The 21,924-nt window shown below is 64.6% G+C and carries 18 protein-coding genes; 12 read left to right on the forward strand and 6 right to left on the reverse strand.

Annotated elements, in window-relative coordinates; all coding sequences use genetic code 11:
* The first annotated feature begins 14 nt into the window (after window positions 1-14).
* The 3 genes from AC05QJ_RS04910 to AC05QJ_RS04920 are packed head-to-tail and all read left to right on the forward strand — an operon-like array spanning window position 15 to window position 2,631.
* Entirely contained in the window at window positions 15-1,451 is a 1,437-nt protein-coding gene (locus tag AC05QJ_RS04910; protein ID WP_476745858.1) for a cytochrome ubiquinol oxidase subunit I, read from the forward strand.
* A 3-nt stretch (window positions 1,452-1,454) separates the two neighbouring features.
* Window positions 1,455-2,462, forward strand: a complete 1,008-nt coding sequence (gene cydB / locus AC05QJ_RS04915) for a cytochrome d ubiquinol oxidase subunit II (RefSeq protein ID WP_476745859.1) — start codon at window positions 1,455-1,457, stop codon at window positions 2,460-2,462.
* A gap of 13 nt (window positions 2,463-2,475) precedes the next feature.
* Window positions 2,476-2,631, forward strand: a complete 156-nt coding sequence (locus AC05QJ_RS04920) for a DUF2474 domain-containing protein (protein WP_476745860.1) — start codon at window positions 2,476-2,478, stop codon at window positions 2,629-2,631.
* Between the two features lie 108 nt (window positions 2,632-2,739).
* On the opposite strand, the gene AC05QJ_RS04925 is transcribed toward AC05QJ_RS04920, so the two are convergent.
* A complete protein-coding gene (locus AC05QJ_RS04925) occupies window positions 2,740-3,864 on the reverse strand; it encodes a methyltransferase (RefSeq protein WP_476745861.1) in 1,125 nt (374 codons plus the stop codon).
* Between the two features lie 100 nt (window positions 3,865-3,964).
* Window positions 3,965-4,669 carry an autoinducer binding domain-containing protein gene (locus AC05QJ_RS04930; protein ID WP_476745862.1) on the reverse strand — a complete coding sequence of 235 codons (705 nt, stop codon included), beginning with the start codon at window positions 4,667-4,669 and terminating at the stop codon, window positions 3,965-3,967.
* A 234-nt stretch (window positions 4,670-4,903) separates the two neighbouring features.
* Here AC05QJ_RS04930 and AC05QJ_RS04935 point away from each other — a divergent pair, with 234 nt between their 5' ends.
* A complete protein-coding gene (locus tag AC05QJ_RS04935; protein WP_476745863.1) occupies window positions 4,904-5,680 on the forward strand; it encodes a ferredoxin--NADP reductase in 777 nt (258 codons plus the stop codon).
* Between the two features lie 54 nt (window positions 5,681-5,734).
* Here the strand turns inward: AC05QJ_RS04935 and mscL are convergent, their stop codons facing one another.
* A complete protein-coding gene (gene mscL, locus AC05QJ_RS04940; RefSeq protein ID WP_476745864.1) occupies window positions 5,735-6,148 on the reverse strand; it encodes a large-conductance mechanosensitive channel protein MscL in 414 nt (137 codons plus the stop codon).
* A gap of 167 nt (window positions 6,149-6,315) precedes the next feature.
* Between mscL and radA the strand changes: the two genes are divergently transcribed.
* From radA to AC05QJ_RS04980, 8 genes are all read left to right on the forward strand, one after another.
* Entirely contained in the window at window positions 6,316-7,686 is a 1,371-nt protein-coding gene (gene radA / locus AC05QJ_RS04945; RefSeq protein WP_476745865.1) for a DNA repair protein RadA, read from the forward strand.
* A gap of 83 nt (window positions 7,687-7,769) precedes the next feature.
* A complete protein-coding gene (locus AC05QJ_RS04950; protein ID WP_476745866.1) occupies window positions 7,770-8,273 on the forward strand; it encodes an RNA polymerase sigma factor in 504 nt (167 codons plus the stop codon).
* A gap of 68 nt (window positions 8,274-8,341) precedes the next feature.
* A complete protein-coding gene (locus AC05QJ_RS04955) occupies window positions 8,342-9,352 on the forward strand; it encodes a FecR family protein (RefSeq protein ID WP_476745867.1) in 1,011 nt (336 codons plus the stop codon).
* 387 nt (window positions 9,353-9,739) lie between these two features.
* Window positions 9,740-12,439 carry a TonB-dependent receptor gene (locus AC05QJ_RS04960; protein WP_476747868.1) on the forward strand — a complete coding sequence of 900 codons (2,700 nt, stop codon included), beginning with the start codon at window positions 9,740-9,742 and terminating at the stop codon, window positions 12,437-12,439.
* Window positions 12,440-12,542: 103 nt separating this feature from the next.
* Entirely contained in the window at window positions 12,543-13,160 is a 618-nt protein-coding gene (locus AC05QJ_RS04965) for a heme acquisition protein HasA (protein ID WP_476745868.1), read from the forward strand.
* A gap of 169 nt (window positions 13,161-13,329) precedes the next feature.
* Window positions 13,330-15,093, forward strand: a complete 1,764-nt coding sequence (locus AC05QJ_RS04970; protein ID WP_476745869.1) for a type I secretion system permease/ATPase — start codon at window positions 13,330-13,332, stop codon at window positions 15,091-15,093.
* 3 nt (window positions 15,094-15,096) lie between these two features.
* The gene (locus AC05QJ_RS04975) at window positions 15,097-16,440 is read left to right on the forward strand and encodes an HlyD family type I secretion periplasmic adaptor subunit (RefSeq protein ID WP_476745870.1); all 1,344 of its coding nucleotides are present in this window, start codon (window positions 15,097-15,099) and stop codon (window positions 16,438-16,440) included.
* Window positions 16,440-17,789, forward strand: coding sequence for a TolC family outer membrane protein (locus AC05QJ_RS04980; protein ID WP_476745871.1), 1,350 nt, complete (start codon window positions 16,440-16,442; stop codon window positions 17,787-17,789). The genes AC05QJ_RS04975 and AC05QJ_RS04980 overlap by 1 nt, the downstream gene beginning before the upstream one ends.
* Here the strand turns inward: AC05QJ_RS04980 and AC05QJ_RS04985 are convergent.
* The 3 genes from AC05QJ_RS04985 to AC05QJ_RS04995 form a co-directional block, all read right to left on the reverse strand.
* Window positions 17,747-18,508, reverse strand: coding sequence for a copper chaperone (locus AC05QJ_RS04985; protein ID WP_476745872.1), 762 nt, complete (start codon window positions 18,506-18,508; stop codon window positions 17,747-17,749). The two genes, AC05QJ_RS04980 and AC05QJ_RS04985, sit on opposite strands and share 43 nt — an antisense overlap.
* 2 nt (window positions 18,509-18,510) lie before the next feature.
* Window positions 18,511-20,088 carry a tyrosinase family protein gene (locus AC05QJ_RS04990; protein WP_476745873.1) on the reverse strand — a complete coding sequence of 526 codons (1,578 nt, stop codon included), beginning with the start codon at window positions 20,086-20,088 and terminating at the stop codon, window positions 18,511-18,513.
* A 155-nt stretch (window positions 20,089-20,243) separates the two neighbouring features.
* Window positions 20,244-21,764: a nucleobase:cation symporter-2 family protein gene (locus tag AC05QJ_RS04995; RefSeq protein WP_476745874.1), complete on the reverse strand. Its 1,521-nt coding sequence runs from the start codon at window positions 21,762-21,764 to the stop codon at window positions 20,244-20,246.
* Window positions 21,765-21,924 lie beyond the last annotated feature (160 nt).

The following is a 21,924-nucleotide window of genomic DNA, read 5'->3' on the forward strand; positions in this document are numbered from 1 at the left end:
ACAGAGGAAGCACCATGTTCGGATCAGAGGCCCTCGATCTCGCCCGAATGCAGTTCGCGTTCACCGTGTCCTTTCACATCCTGTTCCCGGCCATCACCATCGGTCTCGCCAGTTACCTGGCGGTGCTGGAAGGCCTGTGGCTGAAAACCAACCAGAGCGTCTATCGCGACCTCTACCATTTCTGGTCGAAGATCTTTGCCGTCAACTTCGGCATGGGGGTGGTCTCCGGGCTGGTCATGGCGTACCAGTTCGGCACCAACTGGAGCCGTTTCTCCGACTTCGCCGGCGCTGTCACCGGGCCCTTGCTCACCTACGAGGTGCTGACGGCCTTCTTCCTCGAAGCCGGTTTCCTCGGTGTCATGCTGTTTGGCTGGAACCGCGTGGGCCGTGGCCTGCACTTCTTCGCCACGGTCATGGTCGCCATCGGCACGCTGGTCTCGACCTTCTGGATCCTCGCTTCCAACAGCTGGATGCAGACGCCCCAGGGCTACGAGATCATCGACGGCCGGGTGATTCCGGTGGACTGGCTGGCGGTGATCTTCAACCCGTCCTTCCCCTATCGTTTGATGCACATGGCCACCGCGGCCTTCGTCGCCACGGCCTTCTTCGTCGGCGCCTCGGCGGCCTGGCACCTGTTGCGCGGTCGCGATAACCCGGCGATCCGCAAGATGCTGTCGATGGCGATGTGGATGGCGCTGATCGTCGCGCCGATCCAGGCGGTCATCGGTGACTTCCACGGCCTCAACACCCTCAAGCACCAGCCGGTAAAGATCGCCGCCATCGAAGGCCACTGGGAAAACGTCGGTGACGAGCCGACCCCGCTGATTCTCTTCGGCATCCCCGACATGAAGGCCGAAACCACTCACTTCAAGCTGGAGATCCCGGCGCTGGGCAGCCTGATCCTGACCCACAGCCTGGACAAGCAGGTGCCGGCGATGAAGGACTTCCCGCCCGAAGACCGGCCCAACTCCACCGTGGTGTTCTGGTCGTTCCGGATCATGGTCGGGCTGGGCTTGCTGATGATCTTCGTCGGCCTGTGGAGCCTGTGGCTGCGCAAGCGCGGCACGCTGTACAGCTCGCGCCCCTTTCTGCACCTGGCCCTGTGGATGGGGCCGTCCGGCCTGATCGCGATCCTGGCCGGCTGGTTCACTACCGAGGTCGGGCGCCAGCCGTGGGTGGTCTACGGGCTGATGCGCACTGCCGACGGTGCCTCCAACCACAGCTACGCGCAGTTGGGCATCACCCTGGTGATGTTCGTGGTGGTGTATTTCGCCCTGTTCGGCGCGGGCCTGGGCTACATGATGCGTCTGGTGCGCAAGGGGCCGAAGACCGGCGAAGGCGACGAGGTCAATCCGGGCGGACCGGGCCAGCCACGGACACCGGCACGGCCGCTGTCGGCGGCCGAAGACGACCACGACCTGGGCGATGTCAGCCTGAAAAAAGGAAATTGAATCATGGGTATCGATCTTCCACTGATCTGGGCCGTGGTCATCATCTTCGGGATCATGATGTATGTGGTCATGGATGGCTTCGACCTGGGCATCGGCATTCTCTTCCCCTTCGTCAAGGGTGAGCGCGACCGCGACGTGATGATGAACACCGTCGCGCCGGTCTGGGACGGTAACGAAACCTGGCTGGTGCTGGGCGGCGCGGCGCTGTTCGGCGCCTTCCCGCTGGCGTATGCCGTGGTGCTGGAGGCGCTGTACCTGCCGCTGATCCTGATGCTGATGGGGCTGATCTTCCGCGGCGTGGCGTTCGAGTTCCGCTTCAAGGCCAAGGCGGATAAACGCCACCTGTGGGACAAGGCGTTCATCTGGGGTTCGCTGGTGGCGACCTTCTTCCAGGGTGTGGCGCTGGGGGCGTTCATCGAAGGCTTCAAGGTGGTCGACCGGCGCTACGCCGGCGGAACGCTCGACTGGCTGACGCCCTTCGCACTGTTCTCCGGCCTTGGCCTGATCGTCGCCTATGCATTGCTGGGCTGTACCTGGCTGATCATGAAGACCGAAGGCAAGCTGCAGGAGCAGATGCACAACCTGGCGCGACCGCTGGCCCTGGTGCTGCTGGCGGTGATCGGCATCGTCAGCCTGTGGACGCCGCTGGCGTATCCCGACATCGCCCATCGCTGGTTCAGCATGCCCAACCTGTTGTGGTTCATGCCGGTGCCGCTGCTGGTGCTGGTGACGTTCTACGGGCTGCTCAAGGCAGTGGCGCGCAACGCGCACTACACGCCGTTCCTGCTGACACTGGTGCTGATCTTCCTGGGCTACAGCGGGTTGGGCATCAGCCTGTGGCCGAACATCATCCCGCCGTCGATCTCGATCTGGGATGCCGCGGCACCTCCGCAAAGCCAGGGCTTCATGCTGGTGGGGACGCTGTTCATCCTGCCGTTCATCCTCGGGTACACCTACTGGAGCTACTACGTGTTCCGCGGCAAGGTGACCCACGAAGACGGCTATCACTAGGAGGGATCAGGGCATGACTGGCAAAGACACCTTCGAGCCCGAGAAAAAGCCGCTGTGGCAGCGGCTCGGCTGGCTGGCGCTGATCTGGGGCGCCAGCGTCGCGACCCTGGCGGTGGTGGCATGGCTGATGCGCATGTTCATGAGCGCAGCGGGGCTCAGTACTCACTGAGTCCGCTTCAGTGCCTCATCGCTGGCAAGGCCAGCCCACAGTGTTCGCGTCGCCGCAGAGCCCTGTGGGAGCTGGCCTTGCCAGCGATGAGGCCCTCAAGCGCACACATCACTTGCGCGCCCGGAGCACCACGAACTTCGGTGTAGCCGCCACCTGTTCCACGCCACGGAACAACCGCGCCAGTTTGGTGTGGTAGCCCAGGTGGCGGTTGCCGACGATGTACAGCGAACCGCCGGTGACCAGTGCTTCCCGCGCCTGCTGGAACATGCGCCACGCGAGGAAGTCTCCGACCACTTGCTGCTGGTGGAACGGCGGGTTGCACAGCACCACATCCAGGGAATCCCCCGGCTGTCCGGCCAGACCATCGGCCGCGCGGACTTCGACCTCACGCTCGCCCAACGCTGCTCGCCAGTTTTCCTGTGCGGACTGCACGGCCATGTACGACTCGTCCACCAGGGTGTAGTGCGCCTGAGGATTATCCAGCGCACTGGCAATGGCGAGGATGCCGTTGCCGCAACCCAGGTCGGCGACCCGGGCGTTGCCCAGGTTGCGGGGTAGGTGAGGCAGGAAGGCACGGGTGCCGATGTCCAGCCCTTCACGGCAGAACACATTGGCGTGGTTGACCAGTTCCAATGCTGGCTTGTCGAGGCGGTAACGACTTGGATAGGGCGACACAGCGCGGGCTTTGTCCGCGGCGGTTGCGACCAGCAGGCGGGCTTTTTTCTGCGCCAGCGAAGCCTGCATCGGGCCGATGTATTTTTCCAGCAGTTCGCCTGCCGCCCGCGGCAGGTGCTTGATCATTGCCCCGGCCACCACCTGCGCGCCCGGCGCCAGTTGGCCTTGCAGGCGGATCAGCTGTTCCTCCAGCAGTGCCAGGGTTTTCGGCACGCGGACCAGTACATGGTCGAACGGTCCTTGCCACGGCTCGCTGGCGGGCACGAACGGCACGCTGTCCCAGGCCAGGCCGTTGCGTGGCAGGTTCTTCTCCAGCCCCAGGCGGGCGAGGAACGAGTCGCCGCTGCTGGTCACCGCGAAGTGCGCTCCCAGGCTGATGGCCAGGGCGCCGAAGCTGTCGTTGAGCACCAGCACCCGGGCACCGGCGGGCAGTGCCCGCTCGGCCAGGTGGTGCAGCAGGTATTCGTCGGCGGCGTCGAAGGCTTGCAGGGGGTCGTTGGCTTGCTCGGGCTGGCGGAGCAGGTCGAGTTCGGCGAAGGGGCTGTTCAGCAGGGGCATGGTACGGAGCTCTGGGCAGGGACGTACACCGCGCTGACGGGTGACGGCCTGCGGGTGACAGACAGGCGTCGATTCTACAGGGCTTTGCAGCTCGAGTGGGTCAGATCAGGCCATGGAGGGCGGCAAGGGCTACCGCACCGGCCTTGTTGTTGGCGTTCATCTTGCTGATGACACTGCGGATATGGAAGTTCACCGTGCTCTGGGACAGGGTCAGGATGCAGGCGATGTCCGAGGCAGTCTTGCCGGCAGCCGACCATTTCAGGACCTCCCGTTCCCGGTCGGACAGACCGAAGCCACCCGGTTGCAACGGGTTGAGCCGCTCCAGTAACAGCGTGTGCATGACGTTGCACAGCCACAGCGTCTGTCCTGTCTTGTCGTAGAATTCGGCGATGCCGATCGCGGCATGGCTGCGCACGACGCTCAGCACGCTGTTGTTGCCGCGAATGTCATGGGCGGCCTGGCTCCAGCCGAACTCAAGCCCGTGGGCCACGGCCTCCTCGCGCAGTTGCGGGGTTTCGCGATACACCGCATCTTCCCACAGCAGCGGGATCAGCGAATGCCGGCAGTGGGCATAGACGGGGTCTTGAAGCAGGTAGTTGCTGTTCTGGTAATGATGGTTCCACTCGGGACTGTAGTTGTTGAGCATGACGATCTGGGGTGTAAGGCTGCTGGCCTGGCATTGCACCACCAGCCCGAGGTATTCCATGCCCAGCTGCTGGACGAGCGACAAGGCTGTATTGAATAACCGTTCCGGGTCCTGTTCGCCGATGAGTTGCTCCAGCTGATCCTGTTTCCAGTGCGGCATCGCGGCGCTACTCCCTGTTATGGATCCAACAAGCCGTTGGTGCACGCTGAGTATAGGAATTGTCCTACAAGGCAATTGGTTTTTTTTGCTATATGTCGATCCATGTCATTGCAGATAAACGCTATTCCAGATAAACGCGACGTGTATGCATTTGCGAGAAGCCACTACAAACCGGTGGTGTTTATTCTCCACGCTTTGCGCGAAACTGGGCGCACTTGATTTGCGGAGCGAACCATGACTGCCAGCGCGGAGAAATACACCCGCCAGACCCTCCTCGATGTTCAGCCGCTGACCCCCAGCCTGTTCAGCCTGCGTACCACCCGCGATGCCGGTTTTCGGTTCCGGGCCGGCCAGTTCGCTCGCCTGGGCGTGACCAAGGCCGATGGCAGCGTGGTCTGGCGCGCGTATTCCATGGTGTCGTCGCCGTTCGACGAGTACCTGGACTTCTATTCCATCGTCGTGCCTGGCGGAGAGTTCACCAGTGAACTGAGCCGGCTTCGCGAAGGCGATGAGTTGCTGATCGACCGCCAGGCCTTTGGCTACCTGACTCTCGACCGCTTCGTCGATGGCCGTGACCTGTGGTTGCTGGCCACCGGAACAGGCATCGCGCCGTTCCTGTCGATCCTGCAGGACTTCGAGGCCTGGGAGCGCTTCGACAGCATCAAGCTGGTGTATTCGGTACGCGAGTCTCGCGAGCTGGCCTACCAGTCGCTGATCGCGGGGCTTGAGCAACGGGATTATCTGGCCGATTACGCCGGGAAATTGCAGTTCATTCCCGTAGTGACCCGCGAGCAGCACCCGGGTGCCTTGAACGGGCGCATCACTACGCTGATCGAGAACGGCGAACTGGAGCGTGCCGCAGGGCTGGAACTGACCCCGGAACATTCGCGGGTGATGCTGTGCGGCAACCCGCAGATGATCGATGACACCCGGCAGGTGCTCAAGGCCCGCGGGTTGAACCTGAGCCTGAGCCGGCGGCCGGGGCAGGTGGCGGTCGAGACCTACTGGTAATCAGGTCTGCACTATGAAAAACGGCGCCTCGCGGCGCCGTTCTGCTGTCTGGATTCAGGGCTTGTCGTTCTGCGCCTTGAGCAGGTCGCGGATTTCGGTCAGCAGGGTTTCCTGTGGTGTCGGTGCCGGAGGAACGCTTGGCGCCACGGCTTCTTCGCGCTTGAGGCGATTGATGACCTTCACGCCCATGAAGATCGCGAACGCCACGATCAGGAAGTCGATCACGGTCTGGATGAACTTGCCGTAGGCCAGCACCACGGCCGGAATGTCCCCTTCCGCCGCCTTGAGCGTGATCGCCAGGTCACTGAAGTCGACACCGCCGATCAGCAGCCCCAGCGGCGGCATCACCACGTCGCCGACGAAAGACGAAACGATTTTGCCGAAGGCCGCGCCGATGATGATACCGACCGCCATGTCCACGACATTGCCCTTGACCGCAAAGGCCTTGAATTCACTGATCATGCCCATGGTTTATTCCTTGTAACAATTGAAAGGGGTGAACGCAGTGTAAATCAGCCTTTCGCTTCATGCGCTGCGACTCTTCCAAAGACCGTGCTCATAGCCAATGGTTTGGTCCGATTGGCGCCTTTCGTGGCACGGCGGCTATCATGGCGACTTTTTCCAGGAGATTGCCCATGGCCAAGGCCAAGCGTCTGTACGGCTGCACCGAGTGTGGCGCGACCTTCCCGAAATGGGCCGGCCAGTGTGGCGAATGCGGCGCCTGGAACACCCTGACCGAAACCATGATCGAGAGCGGCGGTGCCGCGGCACCGAGCGGGCGCAGCGGCTGGGCCGGCGAAAAGGCGCAGATCAAGACCCTGGCGGAAGTCTCGGTCGAAGAAATCCCGCGCTTCTCCACCGCCAGCGCCGAGCTGGACCGGGTGCTCGGCGGCGGCCTGGTGGACGGCTCGGTGGTGCTGATCGGCGGCGATCCGGGTATCGGCAAGTCGACCATCCTGCTGCAGACCCTCTGCCATGTCGCCTCACGCATGCCGGCGCTGTACGTCACCGGCGAAGAATCCCAGCAACAGGTGGCGATGCGTGCCCGTCGCCTGGGCTTGCCCGAGGACAAACTGCGGGTCATGACCGAAACCTGTATCGAAACCATCATCGCTACCGCCCGGGTCGAAAAGCCCAAGGTCATGGTGATCGACTCGATCCAGACGATCTTCACCGAGCAGCTGCAATCGGCGCCCGGCGGCGTCGCCCAGGTGCGTGAAAGTACCGCGTTGCTGGTGCGTTATGCCAAGCAGAGCGGCACGGCGATTTTCCTCGTCGGCCACGTCACCAAGGAAGGCTCCCTGGCCGGGCCGCGGGTGCTGGAACACATGGTCGACACCGTGCTGTATTTCGAAGGCGAGTCCGATGGCCGCCTGCGCCTGCTGCGGGCGGTCAAGAACCGCTTCGGTGCGGTCAACGAGCTGGGCGTGTTCGGCATGACCGATCGCGGCCTGAAGGAGGTCTCCAACCCGTCGGCGATCTTCCTCACCCGGGCGCAGGAGGCGGTGCCCGGCAGCGTGGTCATGGCAACCTGGGAAGGCACCCGGCCGATGCTGGTGGAGGTGCAGGCGCTGGTGGACGACAGCCATCTGGCCAACCCGCGCCGGGTGACCCTCGGCCTCGACCAGAACCGTCTGGCCATGCTGCTGGCGGTCCTGCACCGGCATGGCGGCATCCCAACCCACGACCAGGACGTGTTCCTCAACGTGGTCGGCGGAGTGAAGGTGCTGGAGACCGCCTCGGACCTGGCGTTGATGGCGGCGGTGATGTCGAGTCTGCGCAACAAGCCGTTGTCCCATGGCCTGCTGGTGTTCGGCGAGATCGGTCTGTCCGGTGAGGTGCGGCCGGTGCCCAGCGGCCAGGAGCGCCTGAAAGAGGCAGCGAAGCACGGTTTCAAGCGCGCCATCGTGCCCAAGGGCAACGCGCCGAAAGAGGCGCCGCCAGGGTTGCAGATCATTGCCGTGACGCGTCTGGAACAGGCACTGGATGCGCTGTTCGAAGAATGAGCAATCGGCGGACGGCTTCTTGCAACTGATTCTCACTAACGAGTAGCATGCAGCCTTCCTTCCGATAGCCTCCTGGAGTTCGCGTGGCGGAGTCCGATCTCAAGCGCCTGTTCCTCAAGCACGCGAAAAGCCTGCAGGGCCTGCTCACGCGCAAGGTGCGCGACCCGCAACTGGCCGCCGACCTGGTGCAGGAAAGCTTCCTGCGCCTGGCCGAGCAACAGGGCAGCGAGCGCATCGACAATACGCCGGCCTATCTCTACCGCACGGCGCACAACCTGATGATCGACCATGTGCGCCAGCAGCAGCGGCGCAAGACCGACCTGGTGCCCCACGAGGCGCTCGAAGGCATCGTCGAAGACAGCCCGGGCCTCGAGGACAGTACCGCCGCCGAGCAGCACATGCGCCGATTGCGGGCGGCCATGAACGATCTGCCACCGCGGACCCGCGAGATCTTTCGCCTCAACCGTCTGGAAGGCCTGACCCACGCCGAGGTCGCCCGACGCCTGGAGATTTCCGACAGTTCGGTTCAGAAGCACCTTTCCAAGGCGCTGGCCTATGTGATGCAGTGTTTGCAGGAACCCGGATGACGAACGGTTTACTGGGAAATGCGCCTTCAGACGTCAGCCCTTACATAACCAGAATTCGAGAGAACCGTGTGACCAGCCAGATCCCGTCAGAGCAAGCAATTCGCGAGCAGGCCGCCGAGTGGGCGGTGTTGCTGGATGCCGGGTGCCTGAGCCCCGGGCAGATGCAGGCGCTGGCCGAGTGGTGCGACAGCGACCCGCGCCATGGCCGTGAGCTGGATTTTGCCCGCAGCACCTGGGCCGATCTGGGACGGCTGGGCGCGCTGGACGAGCCCGCCAGTGCAGCGCCGCGAGCGTCGGCGGTCATGGCACCGGTACAGCCGCTCGGCGGTCGTCGGCGTCGTTCCCGTCTGCGCTGGGTCGCCAACAGCGCGGCGGTCCTGTTGCTGGCGGTATTCGCGGTGGATCGCGGGCCGGGGCTTGTGGTGCAGATGAGTGCCGACTATGCCGCAGGGATCGGCGAGATTCGCAAGGTCAGCCTGCCCGACGGCAGTACGGTCGAACTGGACAGCGGCAGCGCCATCAGCCTCGCCTACAGCGATAGCGAAAGGCGGGTGAAACTGCTGGCCGGGTCTGCCGTGTTCGACGCGGCGCCGGTCAGCCAGAGCGAGACGCGCCCGTTCGTGGTCGAGTATGCCGGCGCCAGCACCCAGGCGCTCGGCACGCGCTTCGTGGTGGGTAGCGAAGGGCAGGGCGGCTGGGTGGGCATGCTCGAACACAGCACGCGGGTCAGCCTCGGCGAGCCGCCACTGGCGGGGGCGACGGAGCAGGTGTTGAACGAAGGCCGGAGTCTGCGTTACGACCACGCCCAGGGCATACGTCCCTGGCCGGAGCAGGATCCACTGCGCGCCAGCGCCTGGCAGCGCGGCCTGCTGCTGTTCGAGCGCGAACCGCTGGCCGATGTGGTAGCGCAGATCAACCGTTATCGCGGCGGGCATGTGCTGATCGCCGATTCGGTACTGGCCCGGCGCGAGGTGAGCGGCATGTTCCGCCTCGACAATCTCGACCAGTCGCTGGTGATGCTGACCGATGAGCTCAAGGCCAAGCGTATGGATCTGCCTGGTCTTACCTTGATCTACTAGACATGGTTTGAGACGCAGCTCAATTCCAGATGGGAGCTGTACCTTCGTGGGAGCGGCTTCAGCCGCGATTGGCCGCGTAGCGGCCATAAAACCTGCAACCCTGGTCTTCCTGAAGCATTGCGGACTCAGATTCTACGACGGCTGCGCCGCCGATCGCGGCTGAAGCCACTCCCACAGCCTGTGCAGCGATGAGCACCTAAAAGCCCCTCCAGATACCTTTTCGCACATCCCCCCGAAAATTTATTTACTGACTTTTCCGCCCCCGCTCGTCTGATTGTTGAGATTGATTTTCATTACTAGAAAACGCCAACACAGCGAGCGACACACGTGACCACTCCACAACAACGACGTACCCGGTTCAACCGGGTTGCTCTGGCCAGCAGCCTGATGCTGGGCGCCTGCACCTTGCCGATGGGGATCGCCGCGGTGCACGCAGCAGAGCAGAGCACCGGCGCAAGCCAGCGCACCGCCCTGATCCGTTTCGACATTCCGGCCCAGTCCCTGGACAGCGCAGTGCTTGCGTTCGCCGAGCAGGCCAAGGTCCAGGTGTTCTTCGACAGCCGCAAGTTGGCCGGGCTGCGCAGCGCCGGCCTGAGTGGCGAGCACAGCGCTCAGGAAGGGCTTTCGATCCTGCTGCAGGACAACCCGGTGCGCTATCGCTTCAACGGCACCGACCGTGTTGGCCTGGAGCGCCTGAGCAGCGATGGCAAGAGCCTGGAACTGAACACCACCAGCATCCGCTCCCAGGGTGACGGCGACTGGGTCTACCTCGCGCCGCGCTCGGTCAGCGTGATCACCCGCGACCAGATCGACAAGCATCCGCCACGTCATGCCGCCGACATGCTCGAGGAAACCGCCGGGGTCTACACCGCGGTCAACCAGCGCGACCCGGGGCTCTCGGTGAACATCCGCGGCGTGCAGGACTACGGTCGGGTGAACATGAACATCGACGGCATGCGCCAGAACTTCAACGTCAATGGTCACCAGCAGCGCAACGGCATCATGGTGGTGGACCCCGAGTTCATCAGCTCGGTAGAGATCGAAAAGGGTTCGCAGTCAGGCATGGGCGGGGCAGGCGTGCTGGGGGGCATCGCCAGCTTCAATACCGTCCAGGCCAGTGAGTTCCTCGGGCCGGACAAGGAGTACGGCGGTCGCCTTCGCGCCGGTCATGGCATCGGCGAGCTGGGCAACGGCACCTACTTCAACGGCAGCGCGCTGTTCGCCTTCGGCAATGAGACCGGCGATCTTCTGCTCGGGGTCAGCGAGCGGCATTACGGCGACTACCGGGCCGGCTCCAACAACAAGGACAACCTGGGCACCGAGATTCGCCTGCGCAGCTTCTTTCCCGAAGCGTGGGACAGCTGGCTCAACAGTGAAGTGGGTGACATGGGCAGCGTCACGCGGTCGCGGTTGCTCAAGGTCGGCTTCAACCTGCCGCAGGACCAGCGCCTGCAGTTCAACTACATCGAGACCGACACCGACAGCAAGGACGCCTGGACCTACCTGACCGACGATGGCTCGGACTTCTACTACAAGCGCAGCGGAGCCAGCGACCTCAACGGCAAGAATGCCTCGATCGACTACAGCTTTTCGCCCGACAACGACCTCATCGATGTGAAGGCCAAGCTGTACTTCGTCCGCACCCGGCTCGATCGCTGGAATGCGCAAAGCGATGCCAGCCTCTCCAGCGGCAACTACTTCGCGGCCTACGATGATCAGTTCCAGACCGACACCTGGGGCCTGCAACTGGAAAACACCTCGCGGTTCTATTTCGGCGAGGCCGACAAGCTGACGCTGAACTACGGTACCGAGCTGTATGAAGACCGCTTCAAGCCTTCCACCGACCGCGTCCCGGCCGTCAACGAAGACGCCTACCCCTACATCCAGGGGGCAACGCCCGAGGGAAAAAAACTGACCGCCAGCCTGTTCGCCCAGGCGCAATACGAGCATGACGACTGGCTCACCCTGAACGCCGGTCTGCGCTACGACCGCTATCGCCTGAGCGGCGAAAGCGGGATGACGGTGTGGATGTACCCCGAGGGCACCTACGAAAGTGGCGGGCCGGCCAAGACCCAGCAGCACCTGCTGTTCTACGAAGAGATCGAGCAGGGGCACTTCTCGCCGACGTTCGGTATCGCGGTCAAGCCCGGGGTCGACTGGTTGCAGCTCTACACCCGCTGGGGACGCGGCTGGCGGGCGCCGTCGGTCACGGAGGTGTTCATGACCGGGCGTCCGCATGCCGGTGCCAGCGCACAGATGGTGTACCCCAACCCGTACCTCAAGCCCGAGACCTCGCATGACTGGGAGCTGGGCTTCAATATCTTCAAGGAGTCGCTGCTGCGCGACGGCGATCGCTTCGGCATGAAGGTCGCCTACTTCGATACCCGCATCGATGACTTTTCGTTCCTCGACCTGAACGTTGCCGTGCCCCACGAGACCGTCTCGGGTATTTCCATCGGCCGCATGGCCTACCAGAACAATCTGGAAACCACCCGTTTTCGCGGTGTCGAGTACGCACTGGATTACGACGCAGGGCGCTACTACGGCCGGCTGGCCTACACCCACATGATCGGAACCAACGACTTCTGCTCGAAGGACTGGTACATGGGCGGCGCAATGACGCCTGTGCGCGTGGGCACGGTGACGCGCCAGGTCCTGGTGGGCACCCGCCTGGTCAACCGCACTTTCACCGTCTACCAGGCGCAGCCCAGCGATGCCAAGAACAACCAGGTCAGTTGCGGGCAGATCATGGGCAACGCCACCTACATGCCGGCCGATCGCGGCTCGCTCACCCTCGGCATGCGCTTTCTCGACAACCAGCTCGATGTCGGCGCGCGCCTGCGCTACAGCAAAGGCAACGGCGAGAACCTCAATGACCACAGCTACGCCACGCTCGACCAGGCCCTGTGGCCCAAATACAAGGTCTACGACCTCTACGCCAGCTACTGGATGACGCCGCAGATCAACCTGTCCCTGGCGTTGGAGAACGCGACCGACGAGGCGTACTTCGTGGCCATGGGCGATGCCAACAACCTGTCGCTGGCCCGCGGTCGCACCCTCACGGGAATGCTGGAGTACAAGTTCTGATCATGCCCCGGCCCCTGGGGCCGGGACAGACGATTTTGCCCTCTCGGGCAAAAGCGAAGGCAGGAGCCTTCGTCAATTCACCACAACGTTCAGAGGAACAGTTATGAGCCTTACCGTTACTTACGACCTGTCGCTGGCTGACGTGAAGATCGACACCTACCTGTCGGACTGGGCAGCGGGCTTCTTCACCGCAGGTCATGGCTATAGCAATACCGGTGGTTTCAATACTGGCTCTTTCGATGGCAGCCAATACGCCACCCATGGCGCCAGTGGCTCGGACTACGCGTTCATCGCCGGTAGCGATACCACCAATGGCCTGCACTACGTCTTCAACCCGGCCCTGCCGGCCAGCAGCAACGCCAACCACTACCTGTGGGGTTCGCTGGACAACGTCTCGCTGGGCTATCTGCTCGATGGCGGCAACGGCAGCAACTACACCCTGGATTCGGAGGTCGTCACCTTCTCCGGGCTGGATCTGGACGCTGCGCTGGGTGCCGGTCGCACCGGCAACGAAGTCCACCAGACCATCTACGGCCTGATGCAGGGCGACACGACTGCACTGGCGTCGGTCATCAACGACCTGCTGGCGGCCTACAACGTCGATACCTCCGACACCTTCGCCGACGTCGCCTACGCGCTGGCCAACGGCCCGGTCAGTGCGCTCTCCGCCGAAGCGGTGGGCGTCCAGGCGCTGCCGGAAGACCTCGCCCTGGCGGCCTGATCGCAGGCATGAAAAAGCGAATGTCAGGTCGCCCTGGCATTCGCCGATCTGCTGCATTTACCCCGCAGCCCGTGTCTTTGCCGGGCCCAGGCTGCGGTGGTGCGAATTCTGTGGCGAGGGCGGGGCGAACGCAATCACCCGTCGTCGCTGTCTGCGAGGAAAACAAGCAATGGGAACCGCTCCCGTTTCGGTCAATGAAGTGCGCCAGGCGCTGAAAGCCTGCCGCGCCGGCTTCGCCAATGTCGGCCTGTTCACGGCGGTGATCAACCTGCTGATGCTGGCGCCGGCGCTGTACATGCTGCAGGTCTACGACCGGGTGCTGTCGTCGGGCAATGAAATGACCCTGCTGATGCTCAGCCTGATGATCGTCGGCGTGTTCGTCTTTCTCGGCGTGCTGGAGTGGGTGCGCAGCCTGGTGGTGATCCGCCTCGGTACGCATATGGACCTGCGCCTCAGCCCGCGGGTGTTCCAGGCCGCCTATGAAGCCAGCCTGGCCGGCAGCAAGGGCGCCGCCGGCCAGGTGTTGGCGGACCTGACCAGCCTGCGCCAGTTCGCCACCGGCCAGGCGCTGTTCGCCTTCTTCGATGCGCCGTGGTTTCCGGTCTACCTCGCGGTGATGTTCCTGTTCAGCCCCTGGCTTGGCCTGATGGCACTGGTCGGTGCGGTGCTGCTGATGGCCCTGGCTTGGCTCAACGAACGGCTGACGCAAAAGCCCTTCGCCGATGCCGGGCAACTGGCCCAGCAGGCCGGGCTGCAGGCCAGCGGCAACCTGCGCAATGCCGAGGCGATGGAGGCCATGGGCATGCTCGACGCCGTGCGCCAGCGCTGGACCGGCCTGCACCACGGTTTTCTCGGCCGGCAGAACTACGGCAGCGAGCGCGCCGCAGCGGTTGCGGCGGTCTCCAAGGGCTTGCGCCTGACCCTGCAATCGCTGGTGCTGGGCCTGGGAGCCTGGCTGGCGCTGGAGAAGCAGGTGAGCCCGGGCATGATGGTCGCCGGCTCCATCCTCATGGCGCGGGTGCTGGCGCCGATCGACCAGGTGATCGCCGTGTGGCGCCAGTGGGGGTCGGCGCGCCAGGCCTACGAGCGCCTGACCGCGTTGCTCCAGGCCCAGCCGCCACGCCCTGGAGGCATGCCGCTGCCGGCACCGAACGGCCGGCTCATGGTGGAGCAGGTCACGGCGCTGCTGCCGGGCACCCGCAAGCCGTGCCTGACCAACCTGGGCTTTGCCCTCGACGCCGGGGATTCGCTGGGCATCATCGGCGCCTCGGGTTCGGGCAAGTCGACCCTCGCCCGCCTGCTGGTGGGCGCGTCCAAGCCCTTCGACGGCAAGGTCCGCCTCGACGGTGCCGACCTGCAACGCTGGAACAAGAACGCCCTGGGCCAGCACATCGGCTACTTGCCGCAGGACGTGCAGCTGTTCGCCGGCAGCATCGCCGAAAACATCGCCCGTCTCGGCGAGGTGGACGCCGACGCGGTGGTGGCGGCGGCGCAACTGGCCGGCGTGCACGAGATGATCCTCAAGCTGCCGGCCGGCTACGACACCCTGCTCGGCGAGGGTGGCAGCGGTTTGTCCGGTGGCCAGCGCCAGCGGATCGGGCTGGCCCGCGCCTTGTACCGGCTGCCGGCATTGATCGTGCTCGACGAGCCCAACTCCAACCTCGACGAAGCGGGCGAGCAGGCATTGCTGGCAGCCGTAGCCAAGGTCCGTGAACAACGCCGCACGCTGATCCTGATCACCCACAAGCCCGGCCTGCTGGCCGGCCTGGACAAGCTGCTGGTGCTGCAAAACGGCCAGTTGCAGGCATTCGGTCCGACCGCACGGGTGCTCCAGGATCTGCAACGGGCCGCCCGTCCTACCGTGGTGCCGGCCCCCGCCGCCCCGCGCAGCCCCAACACCGTCAGCATGAGCTACGGCACACCGAGAGCCTGATCCATGAATGCCCGCGCACCGCTTCCCGGCCCGGTCGATACCGCCCGGCCCGCTAACGTACTGAACATGGATGACCGCCGTCCGGCGCGGTTCGGCCTGTGGCTGGTGCTGGCCGGATTCGGCGGCTTCATGCTCTGGGCCGCCCTGGCGCCGCTGGACAAAGGCGTGCCGTTGGCCGGCAACGTGGTGGTGGCCGGCAGCCGCCAGGTGGTTCAGCACCCCACCGGCGGCGTGATCGAGCAATTGCTGGTGCGCGATGGCGACCCGGTGACGGCGGGGCAGGTGCTGGTGCGCCTCGACGCCACCCAGGCCAGAGCCCAGTACCAATCGCTGCGGGTGCAGTATCTGACGGCGCTGGCCATGCAGGAGCGCCTGATGGCCGAGCGCGATGGCGCCAGCGGCGTGGTGTTTTCCCCGGCCTTGCTCAAGGAAGCCAGCGAACCGTGGCTGGCGGCGATCCTCGACACCCAGCGGCAACTCTTGCACAGCCGCCGGCTGGCGCTGGAAATGGAGCTGGCCGGACTGCGCGAAAACCGCGCCGGGGCCCAGGCCGGCCTCGACGGGGTGCAGGGATCGCTGGCGGCCAGGCAGGAACAGCGCGCGGCCCTGCAGGAGCAGTTGCAGGGGCTGCGTGAATTGGCGCGCGACGGTTACATCCCGCGCAACCGCCTGTTGGAAAACGAACGCCTGTACGCTCAGGTCAACGGCTCCATCGCCGAAGACCTCGGCACCCTCGGCCGCACCCGCCGCCAGCTCGGCGAGCTGAAACTGCGCATCGACCAGCGCCAGCAGGAGTACCGGCGCGAGGTCCAGCAGCAACTCACCGAGGCCCAGTCCAGCGCCGCCGACCTCGACAACCGCCTGCGCAGCGCCGCCTTCGACCTGGACAGCACCGCGATCAAAGCGCCGGCCAGCGGCACCGTGGTGGGCTCCAGCGTATTCACCAACGGCGGGGTGATCGCCCGCGGTCAGTCGCTCATGGAGATCGTCCCTCGTGACGTGCCGCTGCTGGTGGATGCCCGCGCCCCGGTGGACCTGGTGGACCGTCTGCGCCCGGGCTTGCCGGTGGAGCTGATGTTCATCGCCTTCAACCAGAGCACCACGCCGCGGGTCGAGGGCGAGGTCACCCTGGTGTCGGCCGATCGCCTGCTGGACGAACGCGACGGACAGCCGTACTACCAGGTGCGCGTGCGGGTCGGCGAAGACGGCCTGCGCCAACTGGCCGGGCAGGACATCCGCCCCGGCATGCCGGTGGAAGCCTTTGTCCGCACCGGTGAACGCTCGATGCTCAATTACCTGTTCAAGCCGTTGACCGACCGGGCCCATGTCGCCCTGGCGGAGGAATGATGCGCCTGTTGTCCTGTGTGATGCTGATGGGCCTGAGCCTTCCCGCTGCGGCCCTCGATCTGAGTGATGCCTTCGTCCTGGCGCTGCGCAACGACCCGACCTTCCATGCCGCCATCGCCGAACGCGACGCCGGGCTGGAGCAGCGTGCCATTGGCCGCGCGGCACTGCTGCCAAACCTGTCGTATCGCTACAACAGTGCGCGCAACGATTCGCAAGTGACCCAGTCCACCACGGTGGGCAAGCTCACCAGTGAGCGTGACTACCGCAGTTATTCTTCGACCTTGACCCTGCAACAGCCGTTGTTCGATTACGCGGCCTGGGCCCAGTACCGCCAGGGCGTGGCCAAGGCATTGCTGGCCGATGCGCAGTTCCGCGGGCGGGGGCAGGAATTGGTGGTGCGCCTGTTTCAGGCCTACAGCGAGGCACTGTTCACCCGCGAGCAGATCGCCCTGGCCCAGGCCCAGCGGCGGGCCTACGCCGAGCAATTGCAATTGAACGAACGCTTGCTCAAGGGCGGCGAGGGCACCCGCACCGATGTGCTGGAAACCCGCGCTCGCTACTCACTGGCCGAGGCCCAGGAAATCGAAGCGGCGGACAATCAGGACGCGGCCCTGCGCGAGTTGCAGGCCATCATCGGTGAGCCGGTGGCGGTGGACGACCTGGCGCCGTTGGCCGCAGGGTTCCGGGTGGAGCCGCTGGCACCGGCCAGGTTCGAACACTGGCGCGATCTGGCAGTGGCCAACAACGCCGAGCTGATTGCCCAGCGTCACGCCGTCGAAGCGGCAGAGCAGGGCGTCGAACGCAATCGCGCCGGGCACCTGCCCAGCCTCAGCGCCTATGCCAGCACCGGGCGCTCCAGTTCGAGCTCCGAGAGCACGTACAACCAGCGTTATGACACCGACAGTGTCGGCATCCAGCTGAGCATGCCGTTGTTCGCCGGCGGCGGCGTGTCGGCAGCGACCCGCGAGGCCCGCGCCGAGCGCGACCGCGTGCAATATCAACTGGACGGCGCCACCGCCGATACCCTCAATCAATTGCGCAAGCAGTTCAACCTGTGTGCCAGCAGCGTGGCCAAGGTGCGCGCCTATGAGCTGGCGGTGGAATCGGCGGATCGCCTGGTGGAGGCCACGCGCAAGAGCGTGGCGGGCGGGGAGCGGGTCAACCGGGACGTACTGGATGCCGAGCAGCAGCTGTATGCCGCCCGCCGCGACCTGGCCCAGGCCCGCCATGAATACCTGCGGGCCTGGTTGCAGGTGCACTACCTGGCGGGAACCCTGGAAGCTGGCGATCTGCAGCGGCTGGACCGCTACTTCGCCAGCCGCGACCAGCGCCCCGCTACCGTGCGATAACCGGGCAAAGGCCAGCGCCAGACAGCCTGGCGGCCAAGGCGGCGACGCTCGTGAATCAGCCACGCCATGCACGCCAGCATCACCAGCAAATGGCCTTGTTGCACCAGCATTGGCAGCAGCATCGCCGGCCAGCAGGCGAGGATGCACCAGCCGCCCTTGACCAGCCCGTAACGCAGGCAGTCGCGGACCATCGGCCAGCCAAACGCGGAGATGCGGGGTGGATAGTGGCAGTGATTGAGCGCCTTCTGCTTGAGCGGCGTGGCTTGCCATAGGAGCCATGTCAGCAATGCCAGCAGGATGGCATTCCAGCCGGATTCGCCCGCCAACAGTTTGAGGCTGATCGACACGACCGTCAGCGCCACGCCGGCCAGGCTCCAGGCCAGCGTGTAGCCGACGACGAACAGGGCGATTGCCAGTGGCCGTTTGCGCGGCAGGCTGCGCTGCCACAGGTAGTCCATGGGCCCGGCCAGCAGCGGCGGCATCATCGCCAGCAGCATGACCAGCCAGGCCAGCAGTAATCCGAACGGGTCGAGCACCAGTGCCTGGGTCACGCCGCGCCAGCCCAGCGCCGACAGAACGTCGGCGATGGAACCGCAGAACGCCGGCAGCGCCGATTGTGTCGGCGTCGCCGTCAACGCGGCCCAACCGGCCAGGCTGGCGGTGGCCAGCCATGGCCAGGGGCTGTGCAGCCAGGCGGTGAGGGTTTGCCTGACCGCCATGCTCACTCGCCTTGGCGATAGAGGCTGATACGCCCCACCGAGATGTCGTCGCTGTCCCCCAGGTCCTTGTCGGGATACAGGCTGACCTGCAGGTGCGCCAGGTCCAGCCCGCCTTTCTGCTGCAGGGTGTTGACCAGATCGGTGATCTCCAGCGAGGCGCTCAGGCCGCTGCCGCCATGGCTGGAGTTGACGTCACTGGCGGCGACCACGCCGAACAGCGATATGGAGCCGGCGCACAATTCCGGATGGGCGTCGGGCTGCTGGCCATCGGGCAGGTTGAGGAACACCTCGATGCGCACGGCGTTGCGGCGGCCGCGGATGTTTTCCAGATTGAGGAACACCCGGTCATGGGAAGGCGCTGCTGCGGCACCGGCCACCAGGCCTTTGGCGGCGATGCGCTTGGCCACCTTGGCGACGCCTGGCTTGTCCAGTTGCACCTCGGTGGAGCTCTTGCGACCCAGCAGTTTCACCCGGCTGGCGTTGGCGCCGATCAGTTCGACCACAGGTTCCTTCACGGCAGCCACCTTCGGTTGGGCGGCGAAGGCCGCGGCGTGTTGCGGTGCTTTGGCAGCCTTCGGCACCGGATCGTCGAAGCTTTCGTAGGTATAACCCAGGGCATTGAGGTCCAGGGTCTGGGCGACCTTCCAGAAGCGGCTTTCGCCGTTGGCTTCGGGGAACACGAACGGGCGGCCGACGGGCGGGCCGTCGAGGAACGCAGGCTCGGTCGGGTTCTGGTGGCTTGGGTCGCGGTTCAGCCAGACCTGCCACAGACGGTCGATGTTGGCGTGGTGCAGCCAGAAGATCGGGTCAAGGCCGGCGCTTTCCGGATCGGACATCAGGCCCTCGCGGTAGTCCGGGTCGTCCGGGTCCAGGCCATTGTCGTTGCCGACCATAATATGAACGTGGTTGTGCGGGCTGCTTTCCAGCAGGCCGGACGGGTGGCCGCCGTTGTGGTTGAAGCGCGTGCTCGGACCGCCGAAGCCTGGTGAACCGCCTGCAACGCCGGTGTACTGCACCTCGGTGATCGCCTTGGCCAGTTCGATCTGCTCGATGTCCAGCGTGATGATGCCGTCGCGTTGCAGGCCGAAGCGCAGCTCCACCGGCAGCGCCAGCGGGTTCGGCGTACCGTCCGGGAGCGTCTTGGCGTAGAACTCCTCTGGCAGGCCCAGCACTTGCGGGCGATTCACATAGTCGTCGTAGTCCCAGTAGGGCAGCGCCCAGTCAGCCGGGCCGCCGAGCTTGACCACCGCGGCGCGGACGATCTCCTCGAACGACAACAGGTAGGGGCGGTGCCACGGCAGGAAGAACCAGGACTGGTGCTGGCACTGGTTCCAGAACAGTTCGCGGTCCTTGATATCCGGCAGCTTGTCGCCCGGTTTGAAGTAGCCCTCGGTGGTCCACAGTTTCTGGTTGAAACCATGGATCGCGGCGAGGAAGCGCCAGCTGGTGGGGTCGTTCAGCGGCCGCGATTGCAGTTCGCGGATCGCCTTGGCGTACCACAGCAGTGTCGGGTTCCAGGTTTCGCCCAGTTTCCACAGATCCTTGCGTACATAGGTCATGCTCACCTGCTCCTTTTCCATGTGAAGGGTGCTCCATACGGGCCGATTGACGATAGATCAGTGCCAGTAAAGTGCCATGACCCTGTGTCGGATTTTTTAACCTGCCAGCGTGCGAGCATTCGCCAATGAAAAGGGCCGGCGCTTTCGCGACCGGCCCTGAAAGGACTGCGGGGGGATCAGTGTTCCGCGACGGCCTGTCGTCGTGGCGCCGTGTCGGGGTTGCCGTCATGGTCCACGACCGGGACTTCCTTGCCATCGGCATCGAACAGCTTGCCGTCCTTGAAGAAGTCGCCGTCGCGCAGCGAGGAAATGTCGGAGTAGTTCAGGGTGCGCTCGTAGCCTGCGGCAAACACCGACTGCTGGTCCGAGTTGCCGACCTTGAAGTGGTTGAACAGCAGGTTCAGCGAGATCGCCATGATGGCCGCCGAGCTGATGCCCGAGTGGAAGATGGTTTCGAACCAGTTCGGGAAGTGATCGTAGAAGTTCGGCGCCGCGATCGGGATCATGCCGAAGCCCAGGGAGGCGGCGACGATGATCAGGTTCATGTTGTTCTTGTACTCCACCTTGGACAGGGTGCGGATGCCGCTCGCTGCCACGGTGCCGAACAGCACGATACCGGCGCCACCGAGCACGGAGGTCGGTACGGCGGCAATGACCCGGCCCATGATCGGCAGCAGGCCCAGCACCACCAGGATCACGCCCCCGGTCGCCACCACATAACGGCTTTTCACGCCGGTTACGGCCACCAGGCCGACGTTCTGGGCGAAGGCGCTCTGGGTGAAGGAGCCGAAGATCGGCGCCAGGATGCTCGACGCCATGTCAGCGCGCAGACCATCGCCCAGGCGCTTGGAGTCGACCTTGGTGTCGATGATCTCGCCAACCGCCAGGATGTCCGCCGAGGTTTCCACCAGGGTCACGATGATCACGATGCACATCGACAGGATCGCGGCGATGTGGAAAGTCGGCATGCCGAAGTGGAAGGGCGACGGCATCGCCACCAGCGGACCGTCAGGCACCTTGCTGAAGTCGGCCATGCCCAGCGACCAGGCGATCAGGGTACCGATGACCATGGCCAGCAGGATCGACAGGCGCGAGATCGAGGCGCTGCCCAGTTTGCTCAGCAGCAGCACGATGGTGAAGGTCAGGGCGGCCAGGCCGATGTTTTCCATGCTGCCGAAGTCCGGCGACTTGCTGTTGCCACCCATCACCCAGCGGGCCGCGACCGGCATCAGGGTCAGGCCGATGGTGGTGATGACGATACCGGTCACCAGTGGCGGGAAGAACTTGGTGATGCGCGAGAAGATCGGCGTGATCAGGAAGCCCAGCACCGACGCAGCCATGACCGCACCCAGGACACCCGGCAGACCGCCACCGCCTTCAGTGGAAAGGATCGCGCCCATGGTGGCGACACCGGCAAAGGAAACCCCCTGCACCAGCGGCAACTGGCAGCCGAAGAACGGCAGGCCGAGGGTTTGCAGCAGGGTGGCCAGGCCACCGGCGAACAGCGAGGCAGCGATCAGCAGGCCGATCTCGGAAGGCCCCAGCCCGGCCGCCTGGCCGAGAATCAGGGGAACCGCAACGATACCGCCGTACATCGTCAGAACGTGTTGCAGACCATAGGCCAGGTTCGCGCCGAGGCCGAGGTTTTCGTCTTCCGGACGCGAAACTGAAGACGTGCTGGGTGAGGACGTGTTCATGGGAGCGTGATCTCTGTTTATTGTTGTGCCGCCACTGTAGACAATTCCTACAAGGTCCTACCAGCACAATTGTATACAATTTTTTGATTGGCTCAGGACACTTCAGCCCTTGACTTGAGCACTGTCTCCGTTTGCAGCTTTCGTTCCAAAAAGCCCGTCG

The sequence above is a fragment of the Pseudomonas sp. TUM25319 genome (assembly GCF_056388475.1).